Genomic DNA, 23,577 nt, shown 5'->3' on the forward strand with positions numbered 1-23,577 from the left:
CCCCCGCCAGGCGTCATCGCCTACCCCAACGAAGACGACGCCAAGGCCCCCGCCGCGCGCCAGCCCTGAGCCCGGCGGCGCCGCGGCGTCACGGGGTCCGCGCGTCCGGCGCCACGGGCAGCACGACGTGGAAGGTGCTGCCCGCGCCCTCGCCGCCAGGGGACTCCGCCCAGATGCGCCCGCCGTGGCATTCGACGATGCCGCGCGCAATCGACAGGCCCAGGCCCAGGCCGCCGTAGGAAACCCCGTGCGCGCGGCTGAAGCGCTCGAAGATGTCCTCCAGCTTCTCGCCGGGGATGCCCAGCCCGTGGTCCACCACCTCCACGTGCACGCGCCCCGCCTCCTCGCGGGCGGCGAGCCGGATGCGCCCGCCCTCCGGTGAGTAGCGCAGCGCGTTCGACACCAGGTTGGTGAACACCTGGTCCAGCCGCTCGCGGTCTCCGGGCACCACCAGCCCCTCGGGGGCGTCCAGCTCGATGTGCTGGCCTTCGGGCAGCGGCTCGAAGTGCCCGGCCACGTCCCGCAGCAGCGCGCCCACGTCCAGCGCCTTCGGCTCCAGTCGCAGCTCGCCCCGCTGGATGCGCCTCACGTCGAGCAGGTTCTCCACCAGCTTCGCCATGCGATTCACGCTGCGGTGGAGGCCTTGCAGTGCCTTGTCCACGCCCGGCGCCAGCGTGTCGCCCGCCTTCACCGAGGCCAGGTGCGCATACCCCCGCGCGGCCTGCAGCGGCGTGCGCAGCTCGTGCGCCGCCATGGTGAGGAACATGTCCTTCGCTTCATTGGCCGCCCTCAGCGTCTCCACCGCGCGGCGCGCGTCGTCGATGTCCGTCGCCGTGGCGACCCAGCCGGCGAGCTGGCCCTGCTCGTCGCGCTCGGGAATCGTGCGCGTCAGGAACCAGCGGTACGCGCCATCCGCCCCGCGCAGCCGGCACTCCTGCTCCAGCGAGTGGCCCGCGCACTGCGCCACCTGCCAGGCGCTCCGAAGGCTGGAGGCGTCCTCCGGGTGCAGGCAGGACAGGGTGTCCTTCCACTTCCGCCCCTGCTCCGGCGACAGCCCCGCGTAGTCCAGCCAGCCCCGGTTGGCGTAGCCGATGGTGCCGTCCAGCAGCAACTCCCAGACGAACTGGGGCATGGTGTCCACCAGCCGTCTGAAGCGCAGCTCGCCCTGCTGCTCCAGCATCCGGCGCTCGTGCTCCCACAGCGCGGACTCGTGCCGCTGGAGCCGCTTCTGATGAAGGTACAGCCCGACGAAGGCCTCCACCTTCCAGCGCAGCACGTCCGGGTGGAAGGGCTTCACCACGTAGTCCGCCGCGCCCACCGTGTAGCCATGCACCAGGTGGGCCTCGTCGCGGCTGTGCGCGGTGAGGAAGATGATGGGCGTGTAGCGGGTGCGCTGGCGCTGGCGGATGAGGCGGGCCGTCTCGAAGCCGTCCACGCCGGGCATCTGCACGTCCAGCAGGATGACGGCGAACTCCTCCCGCAGCAGCCACCGCAGGGCCTCCGGACCGGAGGACGCCCTCACCAGCCGCTGGCCCAGCGGCTCCAGGACGGCCTCCAGCGCGAGCAGGTTGGCCGCGTTGTCGTCCACCAGCAAGACGCTCGTGGCGAGCGGCTCCAGCCGGGTGGGCGCATGGAACGTGGGTTGCTCGGGCATGGTCACCCGCGACGCCTCCCTTCGAGCATGACCCCAGCCGGTAATGCACCTCCGACGATTTGGCAACGGTTCCGGGCGGCCGTGCCGTGGGGCGCTGGCAGGCGGGCGGCCTCAGCGGCCCCCGGTCAGGATGGCCCCATCATGGTGCCGTCCTGGAGCGCCCACCAGTCCGCCCCAAGGCCCGCGCCGGGCCAGTGACGGCCCGACAACACCTTCCCGCGCGAGCGGGAGGCCCTACCGTGGGGCCCGCTACACCACCGCCCGCTGGAGCATCCGCGCGAGCATGTCCGCGCTGCGCTCGCTGCTGAACGTCGTCTCCACCTTGCGGCGGCCCGCCTCTCCCAGCCGGTGGGCCTCCTGGGCGTCGCGCGCCACGGCCTCCAGCTTGTCCGCCAGGACGCGGGGCTGCTGTGGGGGCACCAGGATTCCGTCCACGCCGTCATCCACCAGCTCCGGCACGCCGCCCGCGCCCGTCACCACCACGGGCACGCGCATGGCCATGGCCTCCATGATGGCCACGCCCAGCGGCTCCTGGAGGCTGGCCAGCGCGAAGAGGTGCGCGCGCTCGATTTCACCGCGCACCGTGTCCTCGCTCACCGCGCCCAGCAGCGTCACCGCGTCGCCCAGGCCCGCCTCCTGGATTCGGGCCTCCAGCACCTTGCGGTACGTGGTGCCGCCGGCCTCGTCCTCGCCCGCGATGGACAGCCGCGCGTCCAGCCCCTTCGCGCGCAACATGCCCACCGCGTCGATGAGGTCCGCGTGGCCCTTGCAGGGGTTGAGGCGTCCGCAGGAGAAGATGCGCAGCGGGCCTTCCCCCGTCCACGCCGAGTAGGGCACGGAGCGGTTGAACTTGCTCAGCTCCACGCCCATGGGCGCCAGCTCGATGCGCGACGGCAGGGCGCCCGCCAGTTCGTCATTCACTTCCTGGAGCAGCTTCTTCGTAATCACGAAGGCGAATTGCGCGTGGCGCCACTTCTCGCGCTGGTTGGGGCCGTAGTCGTCCAGCGGCCCGTGCAGCGTCAGGCTGTAGGGCAGCCCCGACAGGAGGTGCGCGAAGAGCGCCACGTGCGCGGCGTTGGCGCACGAATGGACGTGGACGTGCGTCCAGCCCCGCTCCCGCGCCAGCGACGCCAGCCGGCCGCCCATGACGGCGAAGGCCAGCAGCTGCGCGCGGCCCTTCGCGTCCAGCCCCTCCGCCCGGGCGATGGAGGCCAGGCACCGGGCCCAGCCCGTGGGCATGGCGCGGGCCACCTCCGCGGCGGCCTTGGCGACGCCCAGGGGCCCCGGCGGCGCCAGGTACTCCGTGCGCGACATGGCCTCGCGCGCCCAGCTGTGCGAGATGATGCGCGCGGGCGGCGGACGCGTGGACACCAGCTCCGGCGTCACGCCCTTCCCCGGCAGCGCCTGCAGCTCGCGCCAGAAGAAGATGTGCGTCTGTCCAGGGAACTCGGGAATCAAATAGCCAATCTTCTGCACAGCGGATGGCATAACACGCCTGCCCGCCCCCGACACGGCGTGGGTGGGGGTGTACCCAGCCTGTCACGCGGCCTTCCCGCGCGCGGTGGGAGGGGCTTCGCGGGCCCCGCCGGGTCGCCCGAGGCGCGCGCCACGCGACGCCCGGCACGGGAGGCCGTGGCCTCCGTCTGTCACGGCGGCGCACCCTGGCAGCCAGGCGGGCCACCGCGCCCCGGACTGCCCGGAGAGGCCGTTGGGCCGCCGCCACGCGTTGCGCTATACCGAGCCCCTCCCCATGGCCGCCGATTCCAGCGCACCTCCCGCCGACGCCACCTCGACCGACAGCGCCATTCCATCCCCGGCGCTGCAACGGCTGTGGTTCGCCCTGGAGCGCCACGCGTGGACCTTCCTCACGGTGGTGCCTGCCCACCCGGGCGCCCCGGGGCTCGAGGCCGCCACGGCCGTGCTGGAGGCGGGCGCGCCCTACGCCTACACGCAGAAAATCCACCTGGAGGACGCCACCGGCCTGTCGCCCACCGCCGCCGCGCAGAAGGTGCTGGAGCTGCGCGAGCGCGTGTCCCGGGGTGAGCGCGTCGTGGCCGTCATCGACTCGCTGATGACCCGTCCGGCCAGCCTGCCCCTGGCGCTGGCCGCGGACGGCTGCCTCCTCTGCGTCACCCTGGGCGAGACGGACTTCAGCGCCGCGAACAAGACCCTGGAGTTCGTGGGCCGCGAGCGCTTCCTCGGCAGCGTCACCTTTCCCCGGCTGACGAAGAAGCAGCGCCGGGCGGCGTCCCAGAAGAAGAAGGCATGAGCTCCACCTCCGCGCCCCGGCTCAGCGTCGTCATCGCCACGTACAACCGGCTGCCCCTCATTACCCGGCTGCTGTGGCAATTGGCCGGGCAGACGCTGCCGCCCGAGCAGTTCGAAGTCGTCGTGGTGGACGACGGCTCCAAGGAGCCCACCCGCGAGCCACTGCGAGCCCTGGCCCTGCCCTACACCCTGCGCGTGGAGGTGCAGCAGAACGCGGGCGCCGCCGCCGCCCGGCACCGGGGCGTCATGGCCGCCCGGGGCGAAGTGGTGCTCGTCACGGATGACGACATGCAGGTGGCCCCGGACTTCCTGGAGCGGCACCTGGCGCACCATCCGGAGGGCTCGCGCACCGTGGTGCTGGGCCGCATCCGGCCGGACCCTTCCATTGGCGACATGCCGCTGTTCGAGCGCTGGTACGCGTACCTCAACAACCGCATGGCGGAGGAGCTCTCCACCCCCGGCGCCCGGGCCCGCGGCGTCCACCTGTTCACCGGCAACGTGTCCTTCCCCCGCGCGGACTACGTGGGCGTGGGCGGCTTCGACAAGTCGTTGGGCCAGTCGGAGGACGTGGAGCTGGGCGTGCGGCTGGAGAAGGCCGGCTGCGCCTTCGTCTTCGCGCGCGACGCGTACGTGCGGCACGGCAGTGACCACCTCTCCTTCGAGCGCTGGCTGAAGCGCGCGCACCGCTACGGCATGTTCGACACGCAGGTGGCCCGGAAGCACCCGGACGTGCGCGACGTCAATCCGTGGCGGCTGCTGTTCCAGACCAACCCCCTCACCCGCCCGCTGCTGGCGGCCACGCTGGTGGCGCCGGACGCGTCGCGCGTGCTGACGCGCGCGGTGATGCACGCCGCCAACGCCGCGGACAAGCTGGGCCTGGAGAAGGCCGCCTTCGCCGGCACCTCCGTGGTGTACGGCATGGAGTATCTGCGCGGCGCGCGCGGCGAGGCCGGCGGCTGGACGGGCATCGCCCGCGAGGTCGCTCGCTACCTGCAAGGCCGGGGGGAGTAGTCACACACCATGCTGAAGGCCAGGGAATCGATGATTGGCTCGCTCGTCACGGATGCGCTGGAGCTGGCGAAGGCCGCCAATGGCAGCTCGGACGCGAAGTCCATTGCCAAGGTGGTGCTGACCAGTGACTCGTACCGCATTACCGCGCTCAACCGCGCCCGCGAGGCCGCGCTGACCTACCGCATCCCCCTGCTGAACCACGTGCTGCGCGTGGCGCAGACGGCGGTGATGGGGATTGAGATTGGGAAGGACGTCACGCTCGGCAAGGGCGTGTACTTCGTGCACAGCCTGGGCGTCGTCATCGGCGGGGACGCGCGCATCGGCGACCGCGTGCGCTTCTACGGGAACAACACCGTGGGCACCGCGAAGGACAACGGCTATCCCGTCATCGAGGATGACGTCTGGATTGGCGCGGGGGCCCGCATCCTGGGGCCGGTGCGCATCGGCGCGCGCTCGCGCATCGGCGCCAACGCGGTGGTGCTCCAGGACGTGCCGCCGGACAGCGTGGCCGTGGGGATTCCCGCCCGCATCTTCCCGCGCAAGGACTCGGACGACGTCGCGCTCTAAGGAGCCGCGCAGGAATAAAGTTTCAGTTTGCGGGCACCTGGAACCGTCCTCATAACTGCAGGCATGGATACAGAAGCTGTCCTGTCATCCGGGCGAAGTACCAGGCGCTGGACGCAGGACTGAGCGAAGCGGTCCGGCGCAGGTGGGCGGCCACGGAAGCCCGTGCACTCGGGCGAGGCGGACCCCCGTGTGTTTCGCGAGCGACGGGCTTCTCGCTGCCCACCATCCGCAAGGGGATACGCGAAGTGGAGGCCTGGAGTGAGTTGGCGCCAAAGCGTCAGCGGCGCCTTGGCGGTGGCAGGAAGCCCCTGACGAAGCTGGACAGAGGTCTCACGACGGACCTGCAAAGGCTCGTGTATCCGTTCATCGGATGACGTTTCGCCCGGAGTTTCCCAGCCTTGTCCCACCGACGAAGCATCGCCTCGCTGACGTCGAGCACCTTGGCGGCCGCCTTGATCGTCAGCACCTCGTCGTCTTCGCCAGCGGCGATGCCTAGAGGCAAAGCTTAGTCAACCTTGATCACGGGGACGAGCTTCTCACCTGTCCGTACGTTCAGCTTGCCGGCCGAACCGAGGCGAGCATTCTACGTCGACCAGTGCTGCGAGGCGAAATCCCGCGAACGGCGCCGAGCCGATGGCTGAGCGGACCCTCCGGGCGGTGGCGCACACCGGGACGAGCGGCGTGGGGGTAGTTGGGCCACGTTACTCCCCCGGCTGGTAGTCCACGCCCAGCTCCGACCGGTACAGGTCCACCGCCTTCTCCCCGCGGTGGAGCACCGCCTCACGCACGGCTTCGCGTTTCATGTCCAGCACGCGCATGACGTTGTCCACCTTCGACATCGCCTCGATGCGGTGGAAGGCGTCACCGTACTCCTTCGCGAAGGCGGCGAGCGCCTTGAGTTTCATGGAGGCGTCCTCGAGGTGGTGGCCGTGGGGATCGAGGATGGAAGCGACGATCCTCCCCCCGATCTCGTTGAAGAAGATCAAGTCCGGATGCATGGATCGCCAGTTGCCGGTGGTCTCGTCGCGGTAGGCGACGCCCAGCGAGTCGACGGCGGCGCGTGAGGGGTTGCGGTACCAGCCCCGGACGTCGGAGCGCTTGAGCTCGGCGAGCACGACCTCTCGCTCCCAGTTGTTGAGGGACGTGAGGGGGAAGTTGCCGGCCTCGTCGGACATGAGGTGGAGCGGCACGACGGGCGCGGCGACCACGTCGTCGCCGCTTCGGTCGGCGAAGTCCTCGATGCGCGTGCGCGGCGGTCGCAGCTCGCCGCGCTGCGGGTCGGTGGCCATGGCGCGGACGTTCTCGTACTCCTGCTGGCGCTCGTCGGTGAGGCGCTTGAGCGTGACCCGGTGCTGGCCGAAGAGGCGCTCGGTGATCTCGAGCGCCTCGACGTCGACCTTGTCGCGCACCTCCTTGACGGTGGCGAGCGCGGCGGCGCGGACGTACGCCTCGCGGAGGCCGTCGTCATCGGCCTCGTCGTTGTCGGGGCCCGCGACGTGGTTGACGTACGAGTCGACGATGTCGGCGCCGAACGCTTTCTTGGCGACGAGGAGGCCAATGCGGATGGCGCGATCGTCGGCGCGCTCGACGAACTCGGCGTAGGTGAGCCCCTTCTTGCCGAAGCGTCCCTCGATCTGTTTCACGTGGACGTCCCACACCTCCTTGACGGCGGCGTCGAGTTTGCCCTGGTAGCGCATGGCGTACGTGTCGAGGACGAGGTGCAGCTCCTTCTCGATGGCGGCGAGCGCGCCGGGCGCCACGTCGTCCGCCGAGAGCGCCTGCGCCAGCGTGACGAGCCGCTTCACGGGTCGGGCGCCGCGCTGCGGGATCGTTTGCGTCGGCAGAGTAGACCAGAGCTGGCGAACCTCGTCGGGCACGTTCGGGTTAGGAAGAAGCTCGCGCCCGTCGAGGACGACCTTCTTCTCGCCGCCGGGCATCTCGTCGAGCTCACCCGTGAGGAAGCGGACGACCTTCACGGCCGTGGTGCGGTCGAAGAAGGGGAGGATGCAGTCGACGGCGTTGAGTCGCTCGTCGCCGGGGATGCGTCGGGCGAGCGGGTTGCGCACCATGCGGCCGAGGAGCTGCGTGATGTGCGTGTTGTCCGTCGCGCGCCGGAAGGAGACGAGCACCTCGGCGCGCGGGCAGTCCCAGCCGGTCGAGATGGCGTCCTTCGCAACGAGCACGCGCACGTGACTCGCCTCCTGCACGCGCTGGGGCTCGATCCAGTCGACCTTCCACGCGCCGAAGTCCTGCGTGGAGTGGTCGCCGAGGACGTGCCGAACTGACGCCGACTTCAGCTCCGGGTACTCGGAAACGATGGTGTCGAGCGCGACGCCGATCTCGTCGGGGTTGGGCGTGTTCGGGGTCTGCAGGATGAGGAGCGGCTGGACACTCTCCTTGAGCCCCTGCGACGCGGCGTACTTCGCCCAGCGCTCGGTCGAGTCCTTCAGCTTGCGAGCGGCGCGCCGCACGAGGACGGAGTCGAAGTTGCCAGCCTCGTCCGGGATGTCGAGGACGAGCGTGTCCTTCACGAGGCCCGACTCCTGGACGCGGATCGAGTCGACGCGCACGTCCGGCAGTGCACGCCGCCCTCCGGTCGCCTCCGCTTGCTGCATGGCGTCCTGGAAGTGCTTCGGCGTCGCCGAGATGCCCCACACGATCGGGATCGCGGGGCGCGCTGTCGTGCCGTTGACGAGCTTGCGCACGATGGTCGGCTTCTCCGCCGTGGTCTTGGCGCTGAAGCCGCGATGGGCCTCGTCGAGCACGAGGTAGAGCGTGAGGTCGGGCGCCTCGATCGTGTTGGCGAGCGTCTGCCACAGCGTCCAGCCCTGCATGTCGGGTGCGGCGGGGCTGAGCCCCGGCAGGCTCTCCTGCCCCTCGCCGCTTTCGACGTGACCGCGCGTGAGCAGTGACTTGGTGCCGAGCTTCTGCGTGTTCAGGAAGTACACCTTGCCCGGCTCGAGCCGCGGCGCAGAGAACGGCGGCTCGATCGGCTTGAGGTTCGAGTACGTGAACTTCTCGGACGCTTGGAGCAGTCGCGTGAAGGTCTGCAGGTTCAGGCTCGGGTCGTCCGAGAACCAGAGCACGACGGCACCCGGGTCGGGCTCGAAGTCGAAGGTGTCGTTGCCCCAGAAGAGCGCCTCGATGGCGGCCGCCGCCATCACGGTCTTGCCGGCTCCGGTGGTTGCGGCGAGCGAGAAGGACGACCGCTCACCATTGCTCTTGAACGCGTCGCGAGCGCGCTTGAGGTTGGCGAGGACGTCCTCAACGGCGTCGGCTTGGTAGTCCTTGAGGGTGAACTTCACAGCGCACCTCGGCCGGACTCGATCTCGAAGTTGCGGAGGTACGACTCGTAGAGGCGCACGGGCTCGATGTGGTCGGGCAACTGCTGCGCGAGCGACTCGAAGAGGCGGTCCTCGTCGGTGACGATGTAGACGACCTCGACCCCTTCGACGCGCGTGGTGGCGTCGAAGAAGTCGGACGCCTTGTCGAGGTCAGCGAGGACGCCGTACGTGTCGGCGACGGCCCACCCGCTCGAGATGTCGTCGATGCGGCGGCCGCGCGAGCCGGCGCGCATCCAGAGGAGCGGGGCGATCTTGGAGAACTCGCGGTGGGAGGCGACGCGGAGCGGCGCCTCGTAGGTGAGGGTGAAGAACTCGGCGTTCTCCTGGAAACCGTCGGCCATGGGGAACTCGTCGGTGAACTTGTAGTCGCCCTTGATGGGCTCGCCGTCGGGTGTCTTGCCGGTGATGGCGGCCTTGATGCGGGGCTTGGTGATGAAGTCGCAGATGCCGAGCTCTTCCCACTCCGGGTCGGCGGGGCGCAGGCCCTTGTCGCGGAGGGCCTTCTGCTCGTCGGCGCCGACCTCGTTGTTGGTGACGACGATGGCGCGCCGGCGGCCGTTGTCCTGCTTGTTGAGGCGCATCACGGCGTGCAGCGTGGTGCCCGAGCCCGCGAAGAAGTCGATGACGGTGGCGTTCAGCTTGTCAGCGACGAAGAAGCGGAGGGCGTCCTCGACGGCGAAGAGGGACTTCGGGAACGGGAAGCGCCTCCCGGGAAGCAGCTTCGACAACACGTTGGTGCCGCCTGTCTCCGCGTTGTGCGAGGCCATGTTCCAGACGCGCTTGGGGATGACTCCCTTCGCGGACTTGTAGGCTGCGATCACTGCACCGTCATCATCTCGGCCAGTCACCTCGATGTCGCCCGACTTGATGGCTGCCACAGTGCCGCTTGGAAGGTACTGGATGGCGACGTACTTGGATTCGGGCTTGTAGTTCCGCGCTCGGAAATAGCCACCATCTAGGTAGGCGCGAGCGGTATCCGGTGTGATGCCCCACAGCCCCTCGGTGCCGTCGGGGAGGAGCGGCCACACCGCAAATGTGCCCTTGGGTGCGGCAACCTTTAGCCGATCCACCCCGCCCGAGATCTCGTCGCCGATCGAGTGAACGTAGCCCGTCTCCGTGTTCACGAAGACGGGATAGAACTGCTTCGGGCGCGCGCCGCGCCGCGCGGTCGGCTCACGCCTCCGGAGGCCGAGCCAATCCACGGGCTTCCCCACCTTCGCCGTGGCGGATCTCGATTCGTCAAGCATGTTGGTCTCTGCCAACGAGACCTCCTGAGCGCCCAGCCGAACGGTGAAGACGTACTCTTCGACGCGTGAGAACCGCCCGAAACGCGCGACTCCCTTGGAGCTGATTACCGAGGTGACCATCTCGATCTGCCCTTCGGGGAAGGTCTGCTCCAGCAGCAGCCCCAACCGCAGGTACTCCTTCTCGTCGATCGTCACGACCAGCGCCGAGTCGTCCGGGTTCAGCAGCTCCTTCGCGAGCAGCAGCCGCCGCTCCATGAACGCCAGCCACTTCGAGTGGCGGTACAGGTCGTCGCCCTCGACGTAGTCGTTGTTGTACTTCCAGTCCTTCGCGCCCGTGTTGTACGGCGGGTCGATGTAGATGCAGTCGACCTTGCCTCGGTGCGTGAACAGCAGCGTCTCGAGCGCGTGCAGGTTTTCGGCGTTGATCACCGTGTGGAACGGCTTGTCGCCGCCGCGCTCGACTTTCCCCGTCGAGACGAGGCCGGGGTAGATCGGGTCGCGCGACTGCGCGACCACGACGAGATCGTCGAGAGGTGCGGTGAGCTCCTCGCGGGGAGTTTCGCCAGACGCCGCCGGGTCGAGCAGCTCGAGCTTTGCGGTGCGCGCGGAGCGGTCCATCCCGACGACGCGCCACAGCCGGCCGTCCGGCCTCTTCGTCGCCTTGCCGCGCGGAGGCAGCACCCGGACCTTGTCGCCCTTGCGCACCTTGCGCCCGGGCAGCTCGACAACCTCCGGGAGGTGGCGCTCGAAGTTCAGCCCGAACGCGCGGCGGTCGGCGAGCGCGCTCACCTCGCGCTCGAGGTCGCGCGCGAGCGCGGGCTCCCTCGTTCGTAGCTCCCGCAAGAGATCGTTTAGCAGAGACACGGGGCAGTTGTACGTGATTTCGCTTGCGCTTGGGAAGTTGTACCGTGCAGGTCATGACCACGTACACCCAGGCGCAGAAGGAGGCAGTCGCGTGCCTCGACCGGCCGCTTCAGATCGTCGCGTGCGCCGGCTCGGGCAAGACGCAGGTCATCTCCCAGCGCATCGCCAGGATCCTCGCGCTCCCCGACGTCAAGCCGAGGAACGTCGTGGCGTTCACGTTCACCGAGAAGGCCGCCGCCGAGCTGAAGGAGCGCGTGCTCACCCTAGTGGAGAAGGAACTCGGCACCGTGCACGGCCTCGCCGAGATGTACATCGGCACCATGCACGGCTACTGCCTCGATCTGCTGCAGCGGCTCGTGCCGGAGAAGTTCAAGTTCTCCGTGCTGAGCGACATCACCGCGCAGCTCTTCGTCGACAAGTTCAGCAAGGCGTCGGGTCTCACCAGTTGCCCGACGACCGCCGCGAGCGGCGTACTGCGCAGGTACATCAACACGCGGCTCTACCTCCAAGTCGTGAGCGTCCTGCGCGAAGACAACATCGACCTCGAGCTTGTGCCTGCCGGCGTGCTCGAGTCATTCGTGAAGTATGGCGAGCTGCTTCGCACGAAGTCCCACTTTGACTACACCCAGATCATACGCAGCGCGGTCGACTACCTCGAGGGCGACCCACTCGAGGACCAGGACTTCGTGCGCGTGCAGGACCACGTGCAGAACGACATCAAGTACGTCGTCGTCGACGAGTACCAGGACGTGAACGCCTTGCAGGAGCGTCTCGTGCGCGGGCTCGTCCGGTTCGGCGCCAACCTCTGCGTCGTGGGCGACGACGACCAGACCATCTACCAGTGGCGCGGCAGCCAGGTGTCCAACATCATCAGTTTCGCCACGCGTCGCTCGGGCGTGAAGCAGGTCACGCTCGACGACAACTTCCGCTCCAGTAAGGGAGTCGTAGAGCTCGGCCGGTCCGTCGCCGAGCGCATCCCCGCAGGCCAGCGCCTGCCCAAGAAGATGGTCGCCGCCGGCCATCAGGAGTGGAAGCGCGGGGACCTCCTCGCCGTGACGTTCGACGACCCGCAGGCGGAGGCCCGGTGGATCGCGGACCGCATCGAGCACCTCCGCGGCGTCCCGTTCCAGAGCCGCCCGGACGCGCCGGCCCGAGGGCTGTCGTGGTCGGACTGCGCCGTGCTGTTCCGTTCCGTCGCGAAGGACTCGGCGCCGCTCGTGGCAGAGCTGCGAAGCCGCAACATCCCCTTCCTCGTGAAGGGGCTCAACCAGCTCTTCGAGAGCCCCGAGATCAAGGCCGTCGTCGGTATCTTCCGGTTCATGGTGGCGGAGATCACGGTCGAGAACCTGAAGGCGCAGTGGACGGACGCAGACCTCATCCCGCCAGCCGGCGACTGGAAGAAGGCGCTCGCCGTGTTGGAGAAGGGGCGCGACTTCGAGAAGACAAAGACGCACTCCGTCTTCAACATTCAGCGCGTCTACCTCGACTTTCTCGAGGCGCTCGGGCTGCGCGAGGACACCGTGCCCGGCGACGCGAGCCGCGCCGAGCTCGTCTTCTACCAACTCGGAAAGTTCAGCCAGGTTATCTCGGACTACGAGCAGATCCACTTCATCACCCAGCCCAAGGCGAAGTACGAAGGATTCGCCAAGTGGCTCGAGCACCAAGCGCCGGGGCAGTACGCCGACGCGGACGCCGACGTCGGTTACGCCTCCCCCGACGCCGTCACGATCGCGACCGTGCACCAGTCCAAGGGGTTGCAGTGGCCGGCCGTGTTCCTACCGGCACTCCGCAGGAACCGTTTCCCGTCGCGCGTCATGGGCGGGGTCCAACTCCAGCACGTGATCCCGGACGACGCGCTCGACGACCCGGCCCGGTACCGGGGCACGGTCGAAGACGAGACGCGCCTCCTCTACGTCGCCGTCACGCGCGCCCAGAAGTATCTCTACGCGAGCTTTGCTCCGCTCGCGGACAACCAGCAGCAGAGGAACCGCTCCGAATTCTTCGAGCACATCGCGAAGCAGCAGTGGGTGTCGACCACGCCGGCCCCCATCCCGGGCGAGCGCCTCCCACCGCAGCCCCTCCAGGGGACGCCGCGGGTCACGCTCTCGTTCTCCGAGCTGAAGTACCTCTTCGAGTGCAGCTACCAGTTCAAGCTCCGTTTCCTTTACGGCTTCAACGCGCCCATCCACGAGGCGCTCGGCTACGGCAAGGCCCTGCACGACGCCCTCGCCGAGGTCCACAAGCGCGCGCTCGACGGCGACTTCGTCACCAAGGATCTCGCCCCCGCGCTCATCGACCGACACCTCAACGCGCCCTTCGCGTACGACGCCCTCCGCGAGAAGCTCCGCGCGGCCGGTATCAAGGCCATCGAGCGCTACTTCGACACGCACGGAAAGCAGATCGCCAACACCGAGTTCTCCGAGAAACAGATCCAAGTCCACGTCGCCCCCGGCATCACGGTCGACGGCCGCATCGATCTCGTCCGGCGCCTCGACACAGGAGAGGTCGCCATCGTCGACTTCAAGTCCAGCGAGCGCGCGCAGGCCGAGGATGTCACCCGCGACCAACTGCACGTTTACGCAGTCGGCTACGAGGAGCTGACCGGCAAGTCCGCCGACCTCATCGAGGTGCTCAACCTCGACGAGAAGGGTCAAACCAAGCGGGAGCCCGTAAACGATCCGCTCCTCACCGGCGTGCGCGACAAGATCCGCGACGCAGGGGAGCGTCTACGCAAGAACGACCTGCCGCGCCTCCCCAAGTGGCATGAGCACGCGTGCGGCACGTGTGACCTGGTGGGACTGTGTCGAGCGCGTCCGGCGCGCTGACTTGGTTCCTTCGTGTTCGACGCCGATCGGGACGGTGTACGCGAAGGCGCTAAGGAGCCGCGCAGGAATAAAGTTTCAGTTTGCGGGCACCTGGAACCGTCCTCATAACTGCAGGCATGGATACAGAAGCTGTCATCCGGGCGAAGTACCGGGCGCTGGAAGCAGGACTGAGCGAAGCGGTCCGGCGCAGGTGGGCGGCCACGGAAACCCGTGCACTCGGGCGAGGCGGACCCGCGTGTGTTTCGCGAGCGACGGGCTTCTCGCTGCCCACCATCCGCAAGGGGATACGCGAAGTGGAGGCCTGGAGTGAGTTGGCGCCAAAGCGTCAGCGGCGCCTTGGCGGTGGCAGGAAGCCCCTGACGAAGCTGGACAGAGGTCTCACGAAGGACCTGCAAAGGCTCGTTGCCCCCTCGACGCGAGGCAGCCCGACCTCTCCACTCCGCTGGACGTGCAAGTCCACCTATCGGCTTGCCGAGGAACTCTGCGCCCGCGGGCACCCGGTGAGTCCTCGCACGGTGTCGGCGCTTCTGCACGGCATGGGCTACTCCCTGCAACCCAACCGCAAGGTACATGAGGGTGGGCAACAGCCGGACAGGGACGCGCAGTTTGCATACATCAGCGAGGAGGTGGAGCGCTTCCAGTCATGCGGGCAGCCGGTCATCTCGGTGGACACCAAGAAAAAGGAACTGGTGGGCCTCTTTCGACAGGGAGGGAGGGAGTGGCAGCCGACGACGACGCCTCAGGGCGTGCGGGTGTACGACTTCATTGATGATGCGGAGGGGAAAGCCATTCCCTACGGAGTCTATGACCTGGGCGCCAACTCCGGCTGAGTGAATGTCGGGATGGACCACGACACTCCCGCATTTGCCGTGGCTTCCATACGCGCTTGGTGGAGGCGGATGGGGAGGCGTCGCTACCCGGACACCAAGGAGTTGCTGGTAACGGCAGACGGAGGAGGGAGCAACGGCTACCGCTCTCGCGTGTGGAAAATGGAACTACAAAAGATCGCCAATGACACGGGGCTCGTCATCTCCGTTTGTCATTTCCCGCCGGGCACCAGCAAGTGGAACAAGATTGAGCATCGGATGTTTTGTCACATCGCCGAGAACTGGCGTGGCCGGCCCCTCATCAGTGTTGCCGCGCACGTTGGTTGATGTTCGGGTGAACCGCCTGGTTGATAGCCTCGGAACTACGGCTCCCCAGTCGCGTCAAGGCCTTGGCCGCCTCCGCGGTGCCCTTCGGGCAGCCCTGACTCGACCGGAGAACCGCAGGATGGAAGCAATCAGTTCCGCTTCTCGCGGAAACTGCTGTCGCGTCAAGGAGTTGGGTCCCATCACAAGCGTGACCTCTGGTGGTCCGGCTCCATGATGGCATTTTCGAAGCCTCCACTTGGGATTCCATCATCCAGTCGGTCCGAGAACGGGCCGGTCTCCCTCATCCACCGTGCTCAGCAACAGTCAGCTACGAGGTTGTCGTCAATCTCATCGCCTCCACTACCACTCGTCAGGGCCTCAAGGTACGCGCCGCGCTGGTCCAGCGCGAATACCCGCTTGGTCTCGACGTCACGCGCGAGCAAATGGCCGACCTCCACATCGAGCGCTCAAACTTCCATGGCGAGTGGAATTACACCTTGCGTCCAAAGTGAAATTTTCTTTTTTCGCGGTTCATAAGCCCTGAACATGAATATTGTCCATCCCTGTACCAAGCCACGTCGGAGTGAAGGATAGAGATGCCAGGCAAGAACTGGAACAGCGCGACGGGTGAGTGGAGCGATATTGTGAAGCCCGAGACGAACGACCGTGCCGCGCGCGCGCAGGAGATGCACAAGGAGGGTAACTCGATTGCCCGCATCGCCAAGGCGCTTCGTGTGAGCGAGTCAAGAGTCCGCGAATATCTGAGGAAGTAGGAGCTGCAGTCACCATTACTGCGGTGGCCCTCGTGCGGGTGCTACTGCCTGCGCTGGTAACGACGTGGACAGAAACCATGTCCACGGGCTTAGCTCGGTGTGGCAGGCGCGGCCGTGGAGATCACTGCGCTCCGTTGCGGATGGAGTCGCGCTCAGGCGCTGTGGAGACAACGCGCCCATGGAGGACCGAATGATGCGTTCGCGGACGAAGGCTGGCGCCGCTGTCCTATCGGGTGCGCTGCTGGCCGGTGGCACTGTCACTGTCGCGTGGGCTGTCGGCGCGGAAGCGCCGGGTACGGCAGGAGCGAGCAACGCAGCGGAGACGCGCGGCACGACGGCCGCGACGCCGGGCACAGAGAAGACCCCGCCGGTGATGCTGTACGACGGCGGCTTGTCCCCCGACTGGAAGGACCTCGGCTGGGCGCAGCGCGAGCTGCCCAAGGGCGCGCCGGCGCGCATGCGCCTGTTCAACTACGCCGGGTGGATTCTCTACCGGCCCAAGCTGGAGGGCACCTTCGGCGCGCTGACGTTCCGATTCAGCGCGCCAGAGTCCTTCGGCGAGTTCCTGGAGGTCCGCCTGGACGCCCCGGGCGCCGCCAGCTTCCCGCGCGTCCCCATCATCCCCGAGCTCCAGGTCCGCAAGGACGGCGAGTGGTCTGAAATCGTCATCCCCATGGAGCAGCTCAACCCGAGCGGCCAGCCCTTCGACCGCGTGGTGCTGCGCGCGTCCAAGAGCGTGGGCCGGGAGTGGGTGCTGTTCGACAAGGTGGCGCTGGTGCCGCTGCCGCCCGACCTGGCCGCCGCGCTGGCCGCGGGGGGCGGACGCACGGGCCAGGGCAGTGGCCGCGAGGCGCCGATGACCATCGACTGCACCGCGCCGAGCCACCGCATCAGCCCGCTCATCTACGGCATCGCCTTCGACGGGTTGACGGAGAAGCGCGACACGCACCAGTACGAGGTCGGCGCCACCACGCGCCGCTGGGGCGGCAACCCCACGTCCCGCTACAACTGGAAGCTGGGCGGCGCGTGGAACACCGCGAACGACTGGTTCTACCAGAACGTCGACATCGGCCTGAGCTACGACGACTTCCTGGAGTCCAACCGCAAGCACGGCATGACGTCCGCGCTGACGGTGCCCATCCTGGGCTGGGTGGCCAAGGACACGAAGTCGGTGGGCTTCCCGGTGACGCGCTTCGGCCCGCAGCAGCAGGAGGACAACGGCTCGGGCAACGGCCTGGCCCGGGATGGCACGCCGCTGAAGCCCGGCGCGCCGACGCTCACCAGCACCGAGGCGCCTCCGGAGTTCATCGCCGAGTGGATCCGCGCCATCCGGAAGAAGGACCAGGCGCGGGGCCAGCGCAGCGTCCAGACGTACATCCTGGACAACGAGCCCATGCTCTGGAACTCCACGCACCGCGACGTGCACCCGGAGCCCCTGTCGTATGACGGGCTGCTGGAGCGCACGATTGCCTACGGCACGGTGGTGCGGAAGGAAGACCCGGAGGGCCTCATCGCGGGCCCGGCCGAGTGGGGCTGGACGAACTACCTGTGGTCCGCGGTGGACTTCGCGCCGGGGAAGATGCCGCACTCCGACCGGCGCGCGCACGGCAACGTCCCCCTGCTGCCCTGGTACCTGCGGCAGCTGCGCGAGCACGAGAAGAAGACGGGCGTGCGGCTGCTCGACATCGTGGACCTGCACTTCTATCCCCAGACGAACGTCGGCGTCGGCCTGGAGGGCAACACGGACCCGGCCACCAACGCGCGCCGCATCCGCTCCACGCGCGGGCTGTGGGACCCCACGTACAAGGACGAGTCCTGGATTGGCGAGCCCGTGCGCCTCATCCCGCGCATGAAGGAGTGGATTGCGGACAACTATCCGGGTCTGCGCATCTCCATTGGTGAGTACAACTTCGGCGCCTTCCGGCACATGAGCGGCGGCCTGGCCCAGGCCGAGGCGCTGGGCCGCTTCGCGCAGGAGAACATCTACTCCGCCTACTTCTGGCAGTACCCCACCGAGGGCTCGCCGGTGTTCTGGGCGTTCCGCGCGTTCCGGAACTTCGACGGCAAGGGCAGCCGCTTCCAGGACTGGTGGGTGCCCGCGAAGGCCGCCGAGGGCACCAGCGTGTTCGCCTCGCGCGACGAGGCAGCCGGCAAGCTGGTGGCGGTGGTGCTCAACTTCGACCCGGACCAGGCCGCCCAGGCGCAGATTCAACTCAAGGGCTGCGGGACACTCGACAGCGTGCGCGTGCTGGGCTACTCGGGCGCACCGGGGGGGTTCACCGAGCAGACTCCCGGTGCGAAGGCCGCGGGCTCCCTGACACAGCGGCTGCCGCCCTATTCCATGACCGTGCTCGACCTGACGGTGAAGAAGCCATGAGCTCCGCCGCGACTCCCGTGTCCCCGAAGACTCCGTTCACCTCTGGCCGCGCGCGGCTGAACATCGGCCAGCTCGCCATCGACCAGCTCACCTTCGAGGAGGCGGTGACGGAGATTGGCCGGCTGGTGGACTCGCGCCAGGGTGGCTACGTGTTCACCGCCAACGTGGACCACGTGGTGCTGGCCGAGGACAACGTGCAGTTCCGCGAGGCGTACTCGCGCGCCGCGATTTCGGTGGTGGATGGGATGCCCATCGTCTGGGCCTCGCGCGCCATGGACGTGCCGCTGCCCGAGCGCATCGCCGGCTCGGACCTCATCCTCCCGCTGATGAAGCTGGGGGCGGAGCGCAAGTGGCGCGTGTTCCTGCTGGGCGCGGGCCCCGGCGTGGCGGAGAAGGTGGGCCGCATCGTCGGCGAGCAGTACGGCGTGGAGGTGGTGGGCTGGGATTCGCCCATGGTGCGCCTGGACGGCGGCGACGCGCAGAACGACCCGATTGTCGCGAAGATTCGCGAGAAGGACCCGCACCTGCTGCTGGTGGCGCTGGGCAGCCCGAAGCAAGAGGTGTGGATTTCGCAGGTGGCGGCCAAGCTGGGCCCCACGACGGCGATTGGCATTGGCGCGGGGCTGGACTTCATCGCCGGGACGGCGAAGCGCGCGCCCGTGTGGATTTCGCGCGCGGGCTTCGAGTGGCTGTACCGCCTGGTCAACGAGCCCAAGCGCCTGTGGCGGCGGTACATCCTGAATGACTCCCGCTTCGCCACGATTCTGCTGCGCGAGTTCTGGGAGCGGACGGGGACGAAGAAGCCGGAGTAGCCACGCACGTCACACGGGGGTGAACTTCATCCCCGTGGCGCCGGACCGCTCCAGGGCGACCTTGAGGTCCTCGGAGACGATGAGGGCGATGGGCCAGCCCCAGGTGCGGAACACCTTGGCGCCGCCCACCTTCGAGGGGTCGATGCGCAGGCCCGCCACGGAGCGATACTGGCCGAGCTTCTCTGGCCTTTCGTCCTCGGGCTTCCAGTACAGCACCTCCCGGGTTGCATGGTCGTCGATACAGCGAATGAGCTGGGTGGCGACGAGGATGAGGTACGGGTCCGGTTGTCCCGGAAGGTCCACGGAGATGAGCTGCACGTCTTTTGGGGCCAGTTCCGCGAAGAGCGAGGCCACCTTGACGTGCACCACGGGCGTCACGCCAACGCCCGCCGTGCAGAAGTCCAACCGCTTTCCAGGCGCGTCGACGGGGATGGTCAGACGACCGCTGGGGCTGTGGATGGGTTGACCGGCGGCGTACACCCACGGGTCCTCCACCTCGTGCCCCTGCTCGTCCAAGGGGTCACCCAGGTCCCAATTTCCCGCGTGCCTGTCCTCGGTCAGCTTGAAGTAGCGGCTCGGCATGGCGAACGTTCTGCCTCATTTCCCCCGGGTCAGGAGTCTGTTCATTTCGGATCCGCGCGTTACAGCTTCTCTCGCCAGCCGCTGGAGCTCCGTCGTCAGTGCCTTGCGACACGCCGCCACCTGCCGGCAGCCCGCGGTCGCGCCCTGAAGCCGCTCGAATACCAGCTCATGGTACTCCTGTGGATGTGGCCCCTTGTGTCCCTGGACCTGGATGATGTTCTCGGGGTCCTTCAGCTCCATGCCGGCCCGCTTGAAGAGTCTCCTGAACTCCGGCGTCCACGGCCCACCCCGCGCCTTCGAAACATCGTTCTTGTTCGTGGCGATGTGGTGCTTCTGCGCGCGGCGCGCGCCGTCCGTGCCACCAGCCGTCATGGCCACGGCATGCGGTGCCAGCGCGACGGTGAAGCCCTCAGCCGTCATCGCCACCGACTCCACGCTCCCGAGCGCCGCGTACCGGTAGCCCGCCTGCACCTCGACGTTCAGCGCCGCCTGTGAGGAGCCCGGCAGCCTGGGCGCTTTCGCCGCCAGCCCCGCCGTGTTCCCGATGGCCGCCGTGGCCAGCATGACGAAGATGCGCGCGGCATTCTCTCCGAGCACCTCGCCGTAGGCCTCTCCCGCCGCGCTGAGCTGCTCGAAGGTTGAGGCCTGGTCCACCTGGCGCACCAGGGCAATCCACCCATCCAGCAAGCGCCACACCGTGTCCACGCCCAGGTAGGCAATGGCAATGCCCGTCAGGGTGGCGGCCGCGCCCTTGCTCACGGGCTCGGGTAGCGACCAGAGGAGCAGGTACATGCTGGCGGAGGCACTTACCGTCGCCAGCAGCGCCTGCGGGTCGGCCATGTCCTCCAGCGCCTCGGCCGTCTCTTCCCACACCGAGTCCATGGCGATGGCCAGCGCCAGCGTGTACTTCCCATCGCTGGCCAGCAATGGGCCTTCATCCAACAGTCGAAGACAGTCCCCTGGCTGCCGCTTCCGCGCGCACCATCGGCCGTAGTCGCGCGTCAGTTCTTCGTCCGCGTAAGCCATCAACAAGCGGGGGCCGTCCGCGCGCTCCTCCATGGGAATCAGCCGCTGGCTTCGGCGTTCGTATGCGTAGACGCCACTCCTGTCCGGTACACCGAAGCGCCGCCGCGCATCGCGCAGGGGATGCAGCGAAGGCTCCACCTCCCGCGCCAAGGACACCACGGTGGCCTCGAACGCTTCGTTGTCGAGTTCCACGGAACTGGCGCCTTCCACGCCGCGCGGTGTGTATACGATGGGCGCCGCGGTTCCCGTGTCCAGCCGAACCACACGCACCGTCGAGCACGCCGGCCCGATGAGCAGCAGCAAGAACATCCAAATCAGCCGCATAGGCACCCCCGTGGCCTCGAGTCCATGCGAGGCGCCCCGTCAAACCTAGCTCCCAGGCGTGACACGAGGACCTCGCCGAGAACCGGCTGGGGCGCGCCTGCGCATAGGCCTACTCGCCATCGAGGAGTCGGTGGTGGATGGGAGGCCCATCGTCTGGGCCTCGCGCGCCATGGACGTGCCGCTGCCCGAACGCATCACCGGCTCGGACCTCATCCTCCCGCTGATGAAGCGTCCTCCGACGAAGAAGCAGGCACCGGTGGCGGCTGCTTGTCAGCGTCCGGTGTTATCCCCACACTGTCGGCATGGGCTACGGCGCTCGAAAGCTGGACCATCCTGCCACCCTCGCCGACATCGACGCGCTTCAGGAGGGGGTCGTGGGGGAAATCATCGAGGGGACGCTCTATGCGCATCCGCGTCCGATGGCAGGGCACTCCTATTTGGAGAGCAGGCTCATCGCCGAGCTGGATGGGCCCTTTCAACGGGGACGCGGAGGGCGTGATGGCTGGTGGCTGCTGGCTGAGCCTGGAATCCAGGTAGAGGGCTCGCCGGAGTTCGTTCCGGACCTGGCCGGGTGGCGTCGCGAGCGCGTCCCCGAGTTCCCCACCAAGCGGTGGACGCTCGCTCCGGACTGGGCCTGCGAGATTCTCTCCCCCAGCACGCGTGCGTACGACCAGCGCATCAAGCGCCCCTTCTACGCGCGCATCGGCATCCGCCATCTCTGGTTCATCGACCTGGATGCGCGCACGCTCACCGTGAGCGAGCTCATGAATGACCGCTGGGTCGAGCTGGGCGTCCATGGTGACGAGGACATCATCCGGGCCGCGCCGTTCGAGGACTTCGAGCTGATGCTCGGTGCGCTGTGGCCTCCGTCCCGGCGCGGAGAGGACACGTAGGCTGTTCTCTCAGGACGGGGGGACTGTGCCTCGACTTCGCGAAAGGTGAGCCTCGACAACGGGGCGGCGTGGCCCCGTCACGTACATCGACGCGACACCGGCCGGAGGTCCCCGCGTCACCGGCCTCTCCCTCACTCCGCTCGATACCGTGGGTGGCAGGCTCAGTAGGCTCGATGTCATGAAACCTCCGCTCGAACTCCCCGAGGACCTCCGGCGGAGGCTCCGCTCGCACTCACCGGAACTAGAGTCCGACATCGAGCGGTTCCTCGAAATGGCACCTTCCCCGTGCCTGTACATCCGCTCGGAGCGCGTCTCTCGCTCGCCCCTCCGGCCCTCCCTCCTCCACAGGCTGATGGGCCGCAGGGCCGCGCAGCCCGTGCTCCCCACGCTCGACAGCAAGTTCGGCGGCATCCCCTACGTCGAAGAGGCGGGCTTGACGTGGGAGGGCTTCCACTTCCTCGGGCAGCTCAACTTCACCCAACTGAGTGAGGCTCCTGCCGTGTTGCCTCGGCGGGGTCTCTTCGCGCTCGACCGCGACCTTCGTGCCCCGGACTGCTAAGCCAACTCGTTCCGTGTGCGCTGGTATCCCGAGCCCACCGAAGCGCGCGCCCTCCCTGTCTCACCGCCTCCCTGCGTCGGACGCTGGGAGACGCGGATGCGGTTCTCCGCTGGCTGGTCACTCCCGGGAGGTGACGCGTGGGAAGCGCCACTGTCCTCGGGCGACGCGCAACTCCGTGACACCTGGAACGCCTGGGCGCCTTCAGGCTACCTGGAGGATGAGCGGAGTCCGGGCACCCATCGCCTGTCCGGGCACCGCAGCGCGGGGCTTGATGCGCCCTACGCCTTCGTACCGCCTCCCGGGCGAGACAGCGCCCCGCAGGCGTACGCACAAGCTCTTGCGCATCGACTTCGACAACGCCTCCGGGTTCCAGTGGGGAACGAACTGGCCCTACGCGCTCATCCACCCCGAGGACCTCGCCGAGAACCGGCTGGAGCGCGCCGTCGTCGCCTGGGCGAATGCCTGAGTGAATCGGGTGGCACGCCCGCACGTCAGGCGAGCTCGGCCTGCCAAACAGGTCCTCCCGCCGACCCCGCCAAGCATGCGATACCTGCCCCCCATGTCCTCCTGGAACCGCGTGGCGGGAGCAGCGCCTTCACCGCTGCTGCGGCACGCCCTGGCCTCGCTGAAGCAACACTACGCCTGGGAGTACCGCGCCCTGGGCGAATCCGAGGCCCTCCGGAGACTTCAAGAGGGCCTCTCCACCGCGCACCGGCAGGGACTGGGAGAGACGCCGCAGGCCGTGCTGTTCGCGCTCGGCCAGGTGCTCGCGGATGCCCCCACGCCCGGCTACGACGCAACGTCCTGGGCCACCACCTGCCGCCGCTCCGCCCCCGGCCACGGCGTCCCCAAGGGCCCATGGAAGGGCGCGCTGACCATCCGCGCCGCCCAGATGCAGGCCTTTGAAAATCCCGCGAAGCCCAGCGTCCAGGAGCGGCTGCTCGCGCACCTGCGCCGCGTCTTCCCCGAACGGATGCGCGCCCTCAGCCCCGCCGCCGCGCTCGCGCTCGTCGAAGCGGGGCTCGCCACCGCCCAGCGCCACGGCATCCAGGACGCGAAGAGCATCACCCTGCTCACCGACCTCGTCGTGGCGAAGGGCCCTGGCTTCGAGGACACCCCCGCCATGGCGTGGAGCGGCGCCATCCTGCGCTCGGCGTCGATTCCCTCCGAGGAGAAGGCCGGGATGATTCTCCGCATGCTGAAGCAGCAAGGCAGCGAGGTCTCCCATGCCACCCACCGCTGACTGGACCGACCGCGCGACCCAGGACGTCGCCAACGCTCCCCCCCCGGAGGCGGGCGCCCCCGTCATGCGCTGCCC

18 protein-coding genes and 3 pseudogenes are annotated in these 23,577 nt (G+C 68.3%); 15 read left to right on the forward strand and 6 right to left on the reverse strand.

From position 1 onward, the window contains the following. Positions 1-88 precede the first annotated feature (88 nt). Complete coding sequence (gene epsF, locus G4D87_RS10895) at positions 89-1,654, reverse strand: response regulator EpsF (RefSeq protein WP_163781640.1); 1,566 nt, start codon at positions 1,652-1,654, stop codon at positions 89-91. 249 nt (positions 1,655-1,903) lie between these two features. Further along, entirely contained in the window at positions 1,904-3,112 is a 1,209-nt protein-coding gene (gene epsE / locus G4D87_RS10900) for an exopolysaccharide biosynthesis GT4 family glycosyltransferase EpsE (protein ID WP_240358183.1), read from the reverse strand. Between the two features lie 292 nt (positions 3,113-3,404). Between epsE and G4D87_RS10905 the strand changes: the two genes are divergently transcribed. The 4 genes and pseudogenes from G4D87_RS10905 to G4D87_RS40330 all read left to right on the forward strand — a co-directional run. Beyond that, positions 3,405-3,923, forward strand: a complete 519-nt coding sequence (locus G4D87_RS10905) for a hypothetical protein (RefSeq protein WP_240358184.1) — start codon at positions 3,405-3,407, stop codon at positions 3,921-3,923. Then, positions 3,920-4,933, forward strand: a complete 1,014-nt coding sequence (gene epsD / locus G4D87_RS10910; RefSeq protein ID WP_163781646.1) for an exopolysaccharide biosynthesis glycosyltransferase EpsD — start codon at positions 3,920-3,922, stop codon at positions 4,931-4,933. The genes G4D87_RS10905 and epsD overlap by 4 nt, the downstream gene beginning before the upstream one ends. A 9-nt stretch (positions 4,934-4,942) precedes the next feature. Next, positions 4,943-5,500: a serine O-acetyltransferase EpsC gene (gene epsC / locus G4D87_RS10915; RefSeq protein ID WP_163781648.1), complete on the forward strand. Its 558-nt coding sequence runs from the start codon at positions 4,943-4,945 to the stop codon at positions 5,498-5,500. 86 nt (positions 5,501-5,586) lie between these two features. Further along, positions 5,587-5,862, forward strand: a pseudogene (locus tag G4D87_RS40330) (ISAzo13 family transposase); the annotation flags it as partial. 339 nt (positions 5,863-6,201) lie between these two features. On the opposite strand, the gene G4D87_RS10925 reads toward G4D87_RS40330, so the two are convergent. Both G4D87_RS10925 and G4D87_RS10930 read right to left on the reverse strand, forming a co-directional pair. Further along, positions 6,202-8,805 carry a DEAD/DEAH box helicase gene (locus G4D87_RS10925; RefSeq protein ID WP_163781650.1) on the reverse strand — a complete coding sequence of 868 codons (2,604 nt, stop codon included), beginning with the start codon at positions 8,803-8,805 and terminating at the stop codon, positions 6,202-6,204. Beyond that, on the reverse strand, positions 8,802-10,934 hold the full coding sequence (locus G4D87_RS10930; protein WP_205507529.1) for a site-specific DNA-methyltransferase: 2,133 nt from the start codon (positions 10,932-10,934) through the stop codon (positions 8,802-8,804). Before G4D87_RS10930 ends, G4D87_RS10925 begins: the two co-directional genes overlap by 4 nt. A gap of 74 nt (positions 10,935-11,008) precedes the next feature. Here G4D87_RS10930 and G4D87_RS10935 point away from each other — a divergent pair, with 74 nt between their 5' ends. The 6 genes and pseudogenes from G4D87_RS10935 to epsA all read left to right on the forward strand — a co-directional run bounded on the left by G4D87_RS10935 (position 11,009) and on the right by epsA (position 18,875). After that, a complete protein-coding gene (locus G4D87_RS10935) occupies positions 11,009-13,780 on the forward strand; it encodes an ATP-dependent helicase (protein WP_163781654.1) in 2,772 nt (923 codons plus the stop codon). A 116-nt stretch (positions 13,781-13,896) separates the two neighbouring features. Continuing rightward, a pseudogene (locus tag G4D87_RS10940) lies at positions 13,897-14,913 on the forward strand (ISAzo13 family transposase); the annotation flags it as partial. A gap of 218 nt (positions 14,914-15,131) precedes the next feature. Further along, complete coding sequence (locus tag G4D87_RS10950; RefSeq protein WP_163781660.1) at positions 15,132-15,425, forward strand: ISAzo13-like element transposase-related protein; 294 nt, start codon at positions 15,132-15,134, stop codon at positions 15,423-15,425. Positions 15,426-15,509: 84 nt separating this feature from the next. Continuing rightward, positions 15,510-15,686, forward strand: a complete 177-nt coding sequence (locus G4D87_RS10955; RefSeq protein WP_163781662.1) for a helix-turn-helix domain-containing protein — start codon at positions 15,510-15,512, stop codon at positions 15,684-15,686. A gap of 193 nt (positions 15,687-15,879) precedes the next feature. Continuing rightward, entirely contained in the window at positions 15,880-18,063 is a 2,184-nt protein-coding gene (epsB, locus tag G4D87_RS10960) for a GH44 family glycoside hydrolase EpsB (RefSeq protein ID WP_163781677.1), read from the forward strand. Then, positions 18,060-18,875: an exopolysaccharide biosynthesis glycosyltransferase EpsA gene (gene epsA, locus G4D87_RS10965; protein WP_163781664.1), complete on the forward strand. Its 816-nt coding sequence runs from the start codon at positions 18,060-18,062 to the stop codon at positions 18,873-18,875. Before epsB ends, epsA begins: the two co-directional genes overlap by 4 nt. Before the next feature lie 9 nt (positions 18,876-18,884). On the opposite strand, the gene G4D87_RS10970 is transcribed toward epsA, so the two are convergent. Then, a complete protein-coding gene (locus G4D87_RS10970; RefSeq protein ID WP_163781666.1) occupies positions 18,885-19,457 on the reverse strand; it encodes an imm11 family protein in 573 nt (190 codons plus the stop codon). Positions 19,458-19,472: 15 nt separating this feature from the next. Beyond that, positions 19,473-20,807, reverse strand: a complete 1,335-nt coding sequence (locus tag G4D87_RS10975; protein ID WP_163781667.1) for an AHH domain-containing protein — start codon at positions 20,805-20,807, stop codon at positions 19,473-19,475. 133 nt (positions 20,808-20,940) lie between these two features. Between G4D87_RS10975 and G4D87_RS39970 the strand changes: the two are divergent. From G4D87_RS39970 to G4D87_RS10995, 5 genes and pseudogenes are all read left to right on the forward strand, one after another. Then, positions 20,941-21,042 (forward strand): annotated as a pseudogene (locus G4D87_RS39970) (WecB/TagA/CpsF family glycosyltransferase); the annotation flags it as partial. 67 nt (positions 21,043-21,109) lie between these two features. Further along, the gene (locus G4D87_RS10985) at positions 21,110-21,700 is read left to right on the forward strand and encodes a Uma2 family endonuclease (protein ID WP_163781669.1); all 591 of its coding nucleotides are present in this window, start codon (positions 21,110-21,112) and stop codon (positions 21,698-21,700) included. A gap of 178 nt (positions 21,701-21,878) precedes the next feature. After that, positions 21,879-22,259 (forward strand): YwqG family protein, encoded by a 381-nt coding sequence (locus G4D87_RS10990; RefSeq protein ID WP_163781671.1) that lies wholly within the window; start codon positions 21,879-21,881, stop codon positions 22,257-22,259. A 337-nt stretch (positions 22,260-22,596) separates the two neighbouring features. After that, positions 22,597-22,725 carry a hypothetical protein gene (locus G4D87_RS39975; protein ID WP_275902275.1) on the forward strand — a complete coding sequence of 43 codons (129 nt, stop codon included), beginning with the start codon at positions 22,597-22,599 and terminating at the stop codon, positions 22,723-22,725. Between the two features lie 93 nt (positions 22,726-22,818). Further along, positions 22,819-23,502: a hypothetical protein gene (locus G4D87_RS10995; protein WP_163781673.1), complete on the forward strand. Its 684-nt coding sequence runs from the start codon at positions 22,819-22,821 to the stop codon at positions 23,500-23,502. The last annotated feature ends 75 nt before the right edge of the window (positions 23,503-23,577 follow it).

This window comes from Myxococcus vastator (assembly GCF_010894475.1).
GTDB classification, from domain to species: Bacteria; Myxococcota; Myxococcia; order Myxococcales; family Myxococcaceae; genus Myxococcus; species Myxococcus vastator.